Genomic DNA, 12163 nt, shown 5'->3' with positions numbered 1-12163 from the left:
AAATCATTAATATTACAAAAAACAAAAAAAGGAAAATTTCATGCATAAAAATATATATAAACATAGAAAATTTGAAGCTTTTTTACTGCTTTTTACTCTTGCTTTTTGTGCTTTTGCTATTTCTGAGCTTAATTTTTTTAAAAATCTTGGAATTTCAGCTTTAATCATAGCCGTGATTTTAGGAGCTTTAATAGGAAATTTAGCTCATCAAAATGCAAATTTACTCAAAAAATCAGGAGTTTTAGGCATAGCAACAAAAGAAATTTTAAGACTTGGGATTATACTTTATGGTTTTAGAATTACTTTTAATGATTTAGAAAAAGTTGGATTAAATGGGATTTTGCTAGCATTTTTAGTGGTATTTTCTACCTTTTTTATGGGACTTTTACTGGGAAAATTATTTAAACTTGATCTTAAAGAAAGCATACTTATAAGTAGTGGCTCAAGCATTTGTGGAGCAGCTGCTGTGATGGCTAGTGAAAGCATTGTTAAAGGTGGCTCTGCTAAAGTTGGCGTGGCAGTTTGCACTGTGGTTGTGTTTGGAACTTTGGGGATGTTTTTATATCCTTTGGCTTGGAATTTAGGCTGGTTTGATTTTTTTAGTTTAAAGCAAATGGGGTATTTCATGGGAGCAAGCTTGCATGAAGTTGCACATGCTGTTGCAGCAGGTGAAGCTGTGCAAGCAGGAGATGGTGCTGTCATAGAAAAAATGATGCGTGTTTTAATGCTAGTGCCTTTTTTGATTTTCTTAGGTCTTTTTTCATTGAAATTTCTAAACAAAAATAATGAAAAAATTTCCATTAAAGCAAATATTCCTTATTTTGCTTTGTGGTTTTTACTTGCTTGTGGTATTAGCTCACTTGAAATATTAAATACAGATTTTGCGCTTAATTATATAAAACCAAGCATACAAACCATAGACACACTTTTGCTTTCTATGGCTATGGTAGCTTTGGGAGTGAATATCCATAAAAATGTTTTAAAAAATGCAGGTTTTAAACCATTTTTAATGGCATTGTTGCTTTTTATATGGTTAATCTTTATATCAATTAGCTTAATTTTCCTATTAAATTTATAATATGTTTCATAATGAAACATATTATAGTATTTTATACTTTTTTATTAATTTAATATTTATTTTTACTACTTTATATTTAAATAATATTACAATTATATTGTAATAAACATCCAAAAAGGAGCTAACATGTTTACGCCTAAAACTAAATGTGAATTAGTTGCTCTTGTTAGAGAAGAGCTTATTGCCTTAGATGAAATCGATGTAAGCTTAATTACGGATATGTCTTATTTATTCTACTATTCCACTAGGACTAACTTTGATGGTATAGAAAAATGGGATGTATCAAATGTTAAAGATATGTCTTATATGTTTTATTGCTGCAAAAGCTTTAATCATGATATTTCTAAATGGAATGTTAGAAATGTTGAAAACATGGAAGGAATGTTTTTTGATTGTGAATCTTTTGATCAAGACTTATCTTCTTGGAATATGTCAAATGTTAAAGATACTAAATATATGTTTTGTAATTGTCTTAAATTTAATCATAAAGTAGAAAATTGGGATGTGCATAATGCCATTACAATGGCACATATGTTTGAAAATTGCAAACAATTTGATCAAGATTTATCAAGATGGGATGTACATAATGCTAAAACAATGGCGTTTTTATTGCACAATTGTACTAATTTTCACTATGATGTTAAAAAATTAGATATTGATAAAAATTGCAATATCCAAAAAATACTAGGACATGAAGAAATACAAAATAAATATGCTATAAAACATTAATCACAAGGTAAGCTATTGCTTACCTACTTGATTAATCCAAAGCCCCATAGCAATCACAACAATAACTTGCCCTAAAAATCCTTGAAATACGCTAAATAATCTTAACAAAGAACTAACTGGCGTTACATCACCAAAGCCTATCGTTAGCATAGTAACTCCACTAAAATAATAACAATCAACCAAACCTTTTATTCTATTTTGAATTTGAGGTTTTAACTCATCATTTAAAGACCAAAAATTATGAATTCCTCTTATAGGTGTTTGAAATTGCACTTCTATAACTTTTTCTTGTAAATTTATAATGTCTAGACTTTCATTTTTTTGAGTAGCAATTAACATTCTATTGTAATTATCTACATCACAAGAAAAATAATACAAATTCCCATACGCAAACCATATCAAAACATAAGCATATAAAATAATAAAAAATTTTTCTTTAATATTAATCTTTCCACTAAAAGCAGCCCAAATACTAATAAGCAAAAAAACCATCAATGCTACAGCCACCATAATAGGAATAATATTTAAAATTAAAAATAAAATTTCAGAAGTAATTTTACCTGTTGCATAAATAGCAAGCTCATCAAATAAAAAACTACAAAACAAAGGCACCATAGCAAGCAAAGTCCAAACAAAAAGAAATCGTTTGGTACTTTTGTGATAAATGCTAATATAATGATTTAAAAGTCTATGGTGCAACATTAGCGAATCAGCAATAAAGGTTTTTTAGCCTTAGTTAGAATATCATTTGTCAAACTACCAAATAAAATACTTTTTAACCAGTGATGTGAATAAGCCCCCATAATCAATAAATCTATATCATTTTGCTCACCAAAATCAAATAAAGCTTGAGTAATCTCTCCACTTAAATGCTGAGTTTGTACATTTAAATTTGCTTCTTTAAAAATTTGACTTACTTGAGCTAATAATTCACAAGAAGCTTTTTCATCTTTAGATACATTTACTATATAACGTTTTGCTTCTTTAAAAATAGGTCTTTTAATGGCTTGTTCTATGGCCTTTTTAGCTAAATTACTCCCATCATAAGCCATCATCACACTTTTAATCTCTTTAAAAGCAGAATTTACAAGCAAAATAGGCACATTTAAAGCTCTTACTAATTCTTCTGTATGAATACCTATTTTATTTTTCTTACCTCCGCCTTTTAAACCTGCTATGGCTAATCTTATTTGATCATTGTATTCTTTTAAAACCTCTTCCAAATCTCCATCTCTTTGCACACTAAAGCATTCTTTTACGCCTTGTTCTTTTGCGTAAGCACAAAATTCTTCTAAAATTCTTTGCCCTTTTTGCAAAGATTTTCATTTTTTTGACTTTGCTCTTCTACCAAATCTTCAATCACACATCCACTAGCGCCTATGCCAAAACTACAAGCTAATTCAGCATTAGTAAAATTTGGTTCTATGGTATATAAAAACATTAAAGGTAAATCTAGCTTTTTAGCTAAATACACCCCATAATGCAAACTTTCCCTACAAGGCTCTAAAACATCCACACAAACTAGAATTTTTTCCATTTAATATCCTTTTGTAGTATTAATCTTGTGCTTTTTGCGCTATTAAAACACCTTCTATGATTTTTTTAATATCCCCATCTAAGATATTATCAACCTGCGAAAAAGCTTCATTTGAGCGTGTGTCTTTGACTTGTTGATAAGGAAAAAGCACATAAGAGCGGATTTGATGCCCCCAACCTATCTCACTTTTTTCGCTTGAATTTGCTTCATCTTGTTGTTTCATAAGCTCAAGCTCATAAAGGCGTGATTTTAGCATTTTAAAGGCTGTGGCTTTGTTTTTGTGTTGGCTTCTATCGTTTTGACATTGCACTACTATACCACTTGGCATATGAGTTATGCGCACTGCTGATTCAGTTTTATTAACATGTTGTCCACCTGCTCCGCTTGCTCTATAATAATCAATCCTTATATCTTTTTCTTCAATTTCTATTTCTATATCATCATCAAGTTCAGGAGAAACCATCACACTAGAAAAACTCGTATGGCGACGCCCTGCACTATCAAATGGAGAAGTTCTTACTAAACGATGAATGCCATTTTCAGCTTTTAAATACCCATAAGCATTTTCACCTTTTACTAAAAAGCTAACATCTTTAAGCCCTGCTTCTTCGCCTTCTTGAAAGTCAAGTGTTTCTACTTTAAAACCTTCTCTTTCGCAAAATCTCAAATACATCCTATAAAGCATGCTAGCCCAGTCATTACTCTCCGTTCCACCTGCTCCTGGATGAATGGAAACTATGGCGTTTTTACCATCATTTTCCCCGCTTAAAAGCATAGAAATTTCAAGATTTACGATAAGATCTTCTAGCTTATTTGCATCTTCAAATAAAGCTTCTATAGTGTCTAAGTCATTTTCACTATTAGCAAGATCAAAAAGCTCACTTGCATCATTTAAAGCATTGTTTGCATTTTCATAATTTTTAAGTAAATTTGAAATTTTAGTTTTTTCTTTACCTATCACTCCTGCTTGTTTTACATCACTCCAAAAAGAAGGAGAATTTTCTAAATTTTCTATTTCTTTTAATCTTGCTTTTATCTCTTCAGGCTTGATGATAGAAGCGATATTTCCAACTTTGTTTTTTAATTTTTTTAAAAGTTCGCTGTATTCGTAATTATCCATAAAAATTTTCTTTCTAATTTTTGATATAATTTAATCTTATAATTTTAGCAAAAAAATAAAACATTTAAAGTGAGAAATATGCCAAAACTTTTTTTAATGTCTTTAGGTTGTAATAAAAATTTAGTTGATAGTGAAATCATGCTTGGAAGATTAAGTGATTATGAAATTTGCGATGAGCCAAGCATAGCTGATGTTTTGATTGTAAATACCTGTGGCTTTATAGATAGTGCTAAAAAAGAAAGCATAAATGCGATTTTAGACTTACACGAGCAAAGAAAAAAAGATTCATTGTTAGTTGTAACAGGATGTTTAATGCAACGCTACCGCGAGGAATTAATGAAAGAACTACCCGAAGTTGATCTTTTTACCGGTGTGGGAGATTATGAAAAAATTGATGAAATGATACTTAAAAAAACTAACCTTTTTTCAAATTCTACTTACTTGCAAGATAAAAATACAAATCGTGTGATCACAGGATCAAACTATCATGCTTTTATCAAAATAGCTGAAGGATGTAATCAAAAATGTTCATTTTGCGCCATACCAAGCTTTAAAGGCAAGCTTAAATCAAGAAGCTTAGAAAGTATTGTAAATGAAGTAAAAGAACTTGTTAAAAAAGGCTATAAAGACTTTTCTTTTATCGCTCAAGATACAAGTTCGTATTTATTTGATCAAGGTCAAAAAGATGGACTTTTAAAGCTTATTGAGGCTATAGAAAATATCCAAGGTGTAAAGGCTGCTAGAATTTTATATCTATATCCAACAAGCATTAGTAAAGAAGTGATAGAAAAAATCATTCAATCAAAAGTTTTTGTAAATTATTTTGACATGCCTTTACAACACATCAGCGATAATATGCTTAAAATCATGAAACGCGGAGCTAATAAAGCTAAATTAATCGAGCTTTTAAATTTAATGAAACAAGCTCCAAATTCATTTTTACGCACAGGTTTTATAGTAGGACACCCTGGAGAGAGCGATGAGGATTTTGAAGAATTATGCGCTTTTATAAAAGAATTTGGTTTTGATAGAATTAGTGTTTTTGCTTATTCTAAAGAAGAAGATACTGCAGCTTTTGACATGGAACAAATTCCTAGTAAAATCATCAATGCAAGATTAAAAGTGATAGAAAAAATTGTTGATGAATGTATAGAAAAAAGTTTTAATCAACAAGTTAGTAAAAAAACTTTAGCATTTTGTGAAGGTCAAAGCTCTGAAGGAGAATTTTTCATCGGTGCAAAAGATTTGCGTTGGGATAGAGATATAGATGGAGAAATTCTCATCAATGAAAGTGATTGTGGCGATTTAGAAATGGGTGAGCTTTATGAGTGTGAAATCACACAGAGCTTAGATAAAAAACTCATTGCAAAAGCTTTAAGAAAGCTTGATGATTGATAGCAAATATTTAAATCATTTAAAGCAAGGGAGAAATCTTTTAGCGTTTTCTCACGGGAGTGATTCTAGTGCTTTATTTTTCATGCTTTTCGAAAAAAACATAGATTTTGACCTTGCTTTTATAAACTACAAAACTCGCAAAAATAGCGATAAAGAAGAACAAAGTGCTAAAGAATTAGCCAAGCGTTTTCATAAAAAAATTTATATCAAAACCGCACCCAAAATAACAAAAAATTTCGAAGCTTGCGCAAGAGCTTTGCGTTATGAGTTTTTTGAAGAGCTTTGCAAAAATCACTCTTATGATAATCTTTTACTAGCTCATCATTTAAATGATAAACTAGAATGGTTTTTAATGCAATTTTCTAAAGGTGCAGGACTTAGAGAATTACTTGGTTTTAAAGATATTGAAAAAAGAAAATATTTTACCATCATAAGACCCTTGCTTGAAATTCCAAAAGAAAAAATTTCAAATTACTTAAAAGAAAACAATATCACTTATTTTCATGATGAGAGTAATGATGATGAAAAATATTTTAGAAATTTTATACGCAAAAATTTTGCTAATGAATTTTTAAAGCTTTATCCAAATGGAGTAAAAAAAAGCCTTAAATACCTAGAAAAAGACTTAAAAGAAGAAAATATTTATGAATTTAAAAATATTTACATTACCCATAAAGATGAAAGTTTAATCGCAAAATGTTTTAAAAAACTTGGAGTACTTTTAAGTGCTAAACAAAGACAAGAAGCATTAAAAGGCGATGGGGTGATTTCACATAAAATAGGCATTGTTTATATACAAGAAAAAGTTTTAATTTTTCCTTTTGTAAGTTGTGAGAAAATACCAAAAGAATTTAAAGAAATTTATAGAAAAGCAAAAATCCCTAAACTCTTAAGAGCATATTTATACACAAAAAATATTGATGTAAAAGAGCTTATGCAAGCTCTTTTATGATTTCTTCAAAAAGTTCTTTTACTCTTGCTTCTAAAAAGTCTTTAAATTCAGCGCTTGTAGCTTCGGTGCGCATGATAAGATATGGACTTGTATTAGAAGCACGCAAAAGCGCCCAGCCTTCTTTAAAGGTGATTCTAACTCCGTCAATTTCATTACAATCAAGCACATTTTCAAAAGCGTTTGCTTTTACTTTTTCTTTAAATTTTTCTATGATTTGAAATTTATTTTCCTCACTAACTTTAAGCTTAATCTCTTCACTTGCATAAAGTTTTGGTAATTCTTTAACTAATTTTTCTATATCAAAACCATTTACTAAAAGCTCTAGGGTTCTTAAAAATGCATAAATTCCATCATCATAACCAAAATATCTATCTTTAAAGAAAATATGCCCACTAAGTTCTGCTGCTATGTCGATATTTTGCTCTTTCATCATTTTTTTAATATTAGAATGCCCGGTCTTACCCATCATGATAAAACCAAATTTAGCTACCTCATCGAAAAGATTTTTAGAACATTTTACTTCACCTAAAACCCTAGGATTTTTTATATTTTTAGCAAATAAATAGCAAAGCTCATCACCCTTAAACACATAGTCTTTACTTGCAACCACCAAGCGATCTCCATCTCCATCAAAAGCAAAGCCCATTTTTGCATTTTCATTTTCTTTTAGCGCAACTTGCAATGCGTGTAAATTTTCAAGCTCTGTTGGATCAGGTGCATGATTTGGGAAATTTCCATCAGGATTTTCAAATAAAATTTGTGCATTAAGATTTAATTTTTCCACCAAAGGCTTTATAATCACTCCAGTGGCTCCATTTGTACAATCAATAATGATTTTTTCTTTATAGCCCTTAAGATGTGAAAAATGCTTAGCTAAAAAGTCTATATATAAGCTTTTAACATCATAATTTTCATATCTTAAATCATCATTGATTTCAAGTTCTAAATACTCTTGCACTTTTAAAGAAAGTTTTTTCAAATCAGCACCAAAAAAACTTTCTTTGTTAATCGTGATTTTAAAGCCATTGTATTCTTTTGGATTATGCGAGCCTGTTATCATGATATTTGCATCAAAAATATCATCAAAAAATAAACTAAAATAACCCATAGGAGTTGGTGCTAAACCTATATTGAAAACTTGCATATTAGCTTTATTTAAACCGCTGATTAAATAGTTAAAAAGTTCATTTGCACTATATCTTGCATCATAGCCTACGCTTACTTTCTCACAACCTCTTGATTTCATTTCTAAACCCAAGGCATAGCCTATGGCTTTTACACTTTTTTCATTTAACTCACTTGGGTAAAGCCCTCTTATGTCATACTCTCTAAAAATCAAATCTAACATTTTAATCCTTTTGTTTTCTAAGTTCTAATTTTGCTTGTTTTAAACTTTCTTCTATGTTTTCATTTTTGTTTGATAAACAAAGTCTAATTTCTAATTTTGCATTTTGCTCTTTCAATTCAAAACTATATTTTTGCATAAAATTTTCAAGCATTTGAAGCTTGCTTTGCACAAAGGCTATATTTTCATTTTCAAATACAATGATAAAATAATCCTTATCATCTTTAAAAACCCTAGCGTGTAAAGCTTTTTTTAAAATCCTAGCAAACTCATGCATTATAAACTCGCCCATTTTTGAGCCTTTTTGATGATAAATTTCATTGATATTTTTTACTTCAATCAAAGCTAAATGAAAATTTTCAAGCCCTTGAGCATATCTTCTTAAAGCTTTTAAATTTGGCAAATTGGTTAAAGTATCAAAAAAGGCTATTTTATAAGCTTTATACGCTAAAAATCCTATCAACACTAAAGAAGCAAATTCATAATAACCCAAATCAACACTATTGTAAAATAAAAACTGCACATTCAAGCCCATATAAGCTAGTAAAAAATGAAAATCATTGTTTTTAAAATACGAAAATAATAAAAATATCATTCCCGCCCAAAACACACAAAAACTTAACTCACTAATAGGTTTAAAAAATTGCGTTGAGAGACCAAAAATCTCACTTGTAATGCTTGCATTAAAATTAGTACTTGTGCTAAGTATTAACGCTACAAAACCCATAAAAGCTAAATACGCAAATTTAATAAGATTAATTCTTTCAAACACAAGCTTACTATCTTGTAAAAATACAAAAAGCACAAAAGAAAAAGGTAAAAACACCGAGATAAACAAATGCGCTTGATACTCACTTGCTACTAAAGATAAAGCTCTAGCACATAAAATCAACAAAAGTAAGAAAAAAATCTTATTTTGCTTAAAAAAATAAGCTAAAAATAAAGCTAAGATATTAAAAACCAAAGTCATACTAGGCAATGTTTTTAACAATAAATACGAAAAATCCAAAATAATAAACCTTTTTTTGTTAAAATTATAGCAAAAATATTTTAAGGATATTAATGGTAGAAGTAAAAAATCTCACTATGCGTTTTGCGAACCAGCTTTTATTTGAAGATGTAAATTTAAAATTAAACCGTGGTGAAAGATATGGACTTATAGGCGCAAATGGTGCAGGAAAATCAACCTTTTTAAAAATTCTCTCAGGTGAAATAGAATCAAGCAGTGGAGAAATTTGCATAGATCCAAATTTAAAAATCGCAGTGTTAGGACAAGATCAATTTGCTTTTGAAAACTACACTATTAAAGATGCGGTAATGTGTGCAAATAAAAGATTATACGATGCACTAAAAGAAAAAGAAAAACTTTATATGAGTGAAGAATTTACCGATGAAATCAATGATAGATTAAGCGAGCTTGAAATCATAACAGCAGAAGAAGATCCAAACTATGATTGCGAGCTTAGATGTGAAAAAATTCTTAGTTCTTTAAATATAAAAGATTTTAATGCTCTCATGAGTACTTTACAAAGTGCGGATAAATTTAAAGTTTTGTTAGCTCAAGTATTATTTTTAGGTGCTGATGTATTATTTTTAGATGAGCCTACAAACAACCTTGATTTAGAAGCTATTTCTTGGCTTGAAAATGAGCTTTTAAGACATGAGGGAACTTTAGTAGTAATTAGCCATGATAGACATTTTCTAAATAAAGTTTGTACAAGAATTTTAGATGTGGATTTTAAACAAATACGCGATTTTGCTGGAAATTATGATGATTGGTATATGGCTTCAACCTTACTTGCTAAACAAGCTGAACTCAAACGCGATAAAACTTTAAAAGAAAGAGAAGAATTAGAAAATTTCATACGCCGTTTTAGCGCTAATGCTTCAAAAGCCAAACAAGCTACAAGTAGAGCTAAAGCTTTAGAAAAACTTGAACTTGAAGAGATTAAAACTTCAAGCAGGCGTGATCCTAGCATAGTTTTTAGAACAAATAGAGAAATAGGAAATGAAGTTTTAGAATTAAAAGGCATTAGCAAAGCTTATGATAAAACTTTATTTGAAAATTTAGAATTAAAATTAGAAAAAGGTGATAAAATAGCCTTAATTGGCGCAAATGGTGTCGGAAAAAGCACTTTAGCTAAAATCATCGCATCAAAATTAGAACCTGATAGTGGTCATATTCACCTTGGTGCTACCATAGAAATGGGATATTTTTCACAAGATACAACGAATTTAATTAATGAAGATTTGAAACTTTATGAATGGCTAATGAGTGAAAAATTCAAAGATTTGGATGAAATTCGCAAATGTCTTGGTAGAATGCTCTTTAGCGGAAGCGATCAAGAAAAAATGGCTTCTAGTTTAAGTGGGGGCGAAAAACACCGCTTAATGCTTTCAAAATTAATGTTAGAGCGTGGAAATTTCTTGCTTTTAGATGAACCGGATAATCATTTAGATCTTGAAAGTATCATTGCATTAGGTGAAGCCTTGTATAATTTCAAAGGTTGTGTGATATGCATAAGCCACGATAGAGAGCTAATTAGCGCTTTTGCTAATCGTATATGGTTTTTAGAAGATGGAAAATTAACAGACTTTAAAGGAAGTTATGACGAATTTTTAGGAGGTTTAGAATGAATTCGTTTAAGATAAAATATGCAGCTGGTTTTGGACATTTTACTCAAAATCACAGAGGCTTTGGCCCAACTATTTATGTAGAAGAAAGTATTGATTTTCAAAGCGAAAAAGATTATTTTGACTATGTTGAATTTTATGAAAAATTCAGCAAAGAAGATGATACTTATTTTCACATTTCATTTTTAGAAGATCGCCCTTTAACTTCTCAAGAATTAGAAAGTAGAAATGCTTATAGAAAACTAAGGGATGAACGCTGTAATAAAGCTAGAGAAGAGTTTATTAAAAACAATGAAATAGAAGCTGAATACTACCCAACTCATGGTGATTAAGGAATGATTTTTGCTTGTTTTTTCCTTGTAATATTTTGAAAGGAGAAAACATGCAAGTTAACCATGATAATTTATCGGTTAAAGAGTATGGATATGGTCAAAGTAGTGCCTATAAAAGCACTCAAGGAGCTAATGAAGACTTTATGTCTTTACTTAGTCAAAACAATAGCGAAAATTTAAACGAGCAAAGTATAAAACTTGATGAGCTTTTTTCAAAAGCTATGAGTCAAGATCAATTTAGCACAGGAATTTTTAGCTCAAATATGTCAAATATTTATAATTATCGTTTTAGAGGACAAAACGAAACTCCTATGCAAGCTAATATAGAAGACAAACAAGAACCACAAAAAGATATGGTAAAAGATCTTTTAAGTTCTTTATAAAAATGAAGTAAGCAAACGCTTACTTCCAAACAAGTCCGCTAAATTCAAACTCTTTTGCAAATTTTTTAAATTCCTCTTCTTCTTTAGCATTAACACTTAAAATCAATTCAACATTTTCTTGAAATTTTTTTTCGTATGAAATGTTATTTTTATTTAAAAAATGCTCAAATCTTGCATAAAGATGAAAAGGAATGTTTAAAATTAAAATATTTTTAGCTTCAAATTCTAAAAGCGTTGCGTTTAAAATAGCTTCATTTGTAGCTTCACTATAAGCTCTTACAAGACCACCTGTACCAAGTTTAATCCCTCCAAAATAACGCACCACAATCACCGCGCAATTAACAAGCAAAGCCCCTCTTAAGACATTCAAACAAGGCATGGCAGAAGTTCCTTTTGGCTCACCATCATCGCTTTTATCTTCTATAATTTGATCAAATTCATTTAAATACCTATAAGCATATACAAAATGCACGGCTTTTAAATGCTCGTTTCTTAGCTTTTGCATTAAAGTTTGAAAATCTTCAAAAGGACATAAAAAAGACAAAAAAGTTGATTTTTTGATTTCTATTTTTGCTTGATAAATTTGATCAATGGTTTTCATATTTTCCTTAATTTAGCTATAATATTTAAATAAAATTATAATCAAAACAACTTATAA

General features: G+C 29.6%; 14 protein-coding genes. 7 read left to right on the top strand and 7 right to left on the bottom strand.

Going from position 1 to position 12163, the window contains the following annotated elements; translation table 11 throughout:
- The first annotated feature begins 40 nt into the window (after nucleotides 1-40).
- Together L8U98_RS00640 and L8U98_RS00635 are read left to right on the top strand one after the other, a co-directional pair.
- Nucleotides 41-1078, top strand: a complete 1038-nt coding sequence (locus tag L8U98_RS00640) for a YeiH family protein (protein WP_263724680.1) — start codon at nucleotides 41-43, stop codon at nucleotides 1076-1078.
- 126 nt (nucleotides 1079-1204) lie between these two features.
- The gene (locus L8U98_RS00635) at nucleotides 1205-1807 is read left to right on the top strand and encodes a BspA family leucine-rich repeat surface protein (RefSeq protein ID WP_263706511.1); all 603 of its coding nucleotides are present in this window, start codon (nucleotides 1205-1207) and stop codon (nucleotides 1805-1807) included.
- 12 nt (nucleotides 1808-1819) lie between these two features.
- On the opposite strand, the gene L8U98_RS00630 is transcribed toward L8U98_RS00635, so the two are convergent.
- The 4 genes from L8U98_RS00630 to prfB are packed head-to-tail and all read right to left on the bottom strand — an operon-like array spanning nucleotide 1820 to nucleotide 4464.
- Nucleotides 1820-2509, bottom strand: a complete 690-nt coding sequence (locus L8U98_RS00630; protein WP_263724681.1) for an ion channel — start codon at nucleotides 2507-2509, stop codon at nucleotides 1820-1822.
- On the bottom strand, nucleotides 2509-3123 hold the full coding sequence (locus L8U98_RS00625; protein ID WP_263737834.1) for a universal stress protein: 615 nt from the start codon (nucleotides 3121-3123) through the stop codon (nucleotides 2509-2511). The genes L8U98_RS00630 and L8U98_RS00625 overlap by 1 nt, the downstream gene beginning before the upstream one ends.
- Nucleotides 3099-3344 carry a universal stress protein gene (locus L8U98_RS00620; protein WP_263737833.1) on the bottom strand — a complete coding sequence of 82 codons (246 nt, stop codon included), beginning with the start codon at nucleotides 3342-3344 and terminating at the stop codon, nucleotides 3099-3101. Before L8U98_RS00620 ends, L8U98_RS00625 begins: the two co-directional genes overlap by 25 nt.
- A 19-nt stretch (nucleotides 3345-3363) precedes the next feature.
- Nucleotides 3364-4464 (bottom strand): peptide chain release factor 2, encoded by a 1101-nt coding sequence (prfB, locus tag L8U98_RS00615; protein WP_039617474.1) that lies wholly within the window; start codon nucleotides 4462-4464, stop codon nucleotides 3364-3366.
- 78 nt (nucleotides 4465-4542) lie between these two features.
- On the opposite strand from prfB, the gene rimO reads away from it, so the two are divergent.
- Complete coding sequence (gene rimO / locus L8U98_RS00610) at nucleotides 4543-5859, top strand: 30S ribosomal protein S12 methylthiotransferase RimO (RefSeq protein WP_263724683.1); 1317 nt, start codon at nucleotides 4543-4545, stop codon at nucleotides 5857-5859.
- The gene (tilS, locus tag L8U98_RS00605) at nucleotides 5849-6811 is read left to right on the top strand and encodes a tRNA lysidine(34) synthetase TilS (RefSeq protein WP_263724684.1); all 963 of its coding nucleotides are present in this window, start codon (nucleotides 5849-5851) and stop codon (nucleotides 6809-6811) included. The genes rimO and tilS overlap by 11 nt, the downstream gene beginning before the upstream one ends.
- Here the strand turns inward: tilS and L8U98_RS00600 are convergent.
- Both L8U98_RS00600 and L8U98_RS00595 read right to left on the bottom strand, forming a co-directional pair.
- On the bottom strand, nucleotides 6792-8159 hold the full coding sequence (locus L8U98_RS00600) for a phosphomannomutase/phosphoglucomutase (protein WP_263724685.1): 1368 nt from the start codon (nucleotides 8157-8159) through the stop codon (nucleotides 6792-6794). The two genes, tilS and L8U98_RS00600, sit on opposite strands and share 20 nt — an antisense overlap.
- A 1-nt stretch (nucleotide 8160) precedes the next feature.
- Nucleotides 8161-9165, bottom strand: a complete 1005-nt coding sequence (locus L8U98_RS00595; protein WP_263724686.1) for a GGDEF domain-containing protein — start codon at nucleotides 9163-9165, stop codon at nucleotides 8161-8163.
- 53 nt (nucleotides 9166-9218) lie between these two features.
- Here L8U98_RS00595 and L8U98_RS00590 point away from each other — a divergent pair, with 53 nt between their 5' ends.
- From L8U98_RS00590 to L8U98_RS00580, 3 genes are read left to right on the top strand one after another with little or no spacing between them, the layout of a single operon-like run.
- Nucleotides 9219-10793 carry an ABC-F family ATP-binding cassette domain-containing protein gene (locus L8U98_RS00590; RefSeq protein ID WP_047207957.1) on the top strand — a complete coding sequence of 525 codons (1575 nt, stop codon included), beginning with the start codon at nucleotides 9219-9221 and terminating at the stop codon, nucleotides 10791-10793.
- Entirely contained in the window at nucleotides 10790-11122 is a 333-nt protein-coding gene (locus L8U98_RS00585; protein WP_039617462.1) for a hypothetical protein, read from the top strand. The genes L8U98_RS00590 and L8U98_RS00585 overlap by 4 nt, the downstream gene beginning before the upstream one ends.
- A gap of 50 nt (nucleotides 11123-11172) precedes the next feature.
- A complete protein-coding gene (locus L8U98_RS00580; protein WP_214099013.1) occupies nucleotides 11173-11505 on the top strand; it encodes a hypothetical protein in 333 nt (110 codons plus the stop codon).
- Nucleotides 11506-11524: 19 nt separating this feature from the next.
- Here the strand turns inward: L8U98_RS00580 and L8U98_RS00575 are convergent, their stop codons facing one another.
- Nucleotides 11525-12106, bottom strand: a complete 582-nt coding sequence (locus L8U98_RS00575) for an IMPACT family protein (RefSeq protein WP_257928522.1) — start codon at nucleotides 12104-12106, stop codon at nucleotides 11525-11527.
- Nucleotides 12107-12163: the final 57 nt, after the last annotated feature.

The sequence above is a fragment of the Campylobacter sp. RKI_CA19_01128 genome (assembly GCF_025771175.1).
Lineage (GTDB): Bacteria > Campylobacterota > Campylobacteria > Campylobacterales > Campylobacteraceae > Campylobacter_D.
Note: the sequence above shows the minus strand (reverse complement) of the source record. Positions and strands in the feature narration are given on the sequence as shown.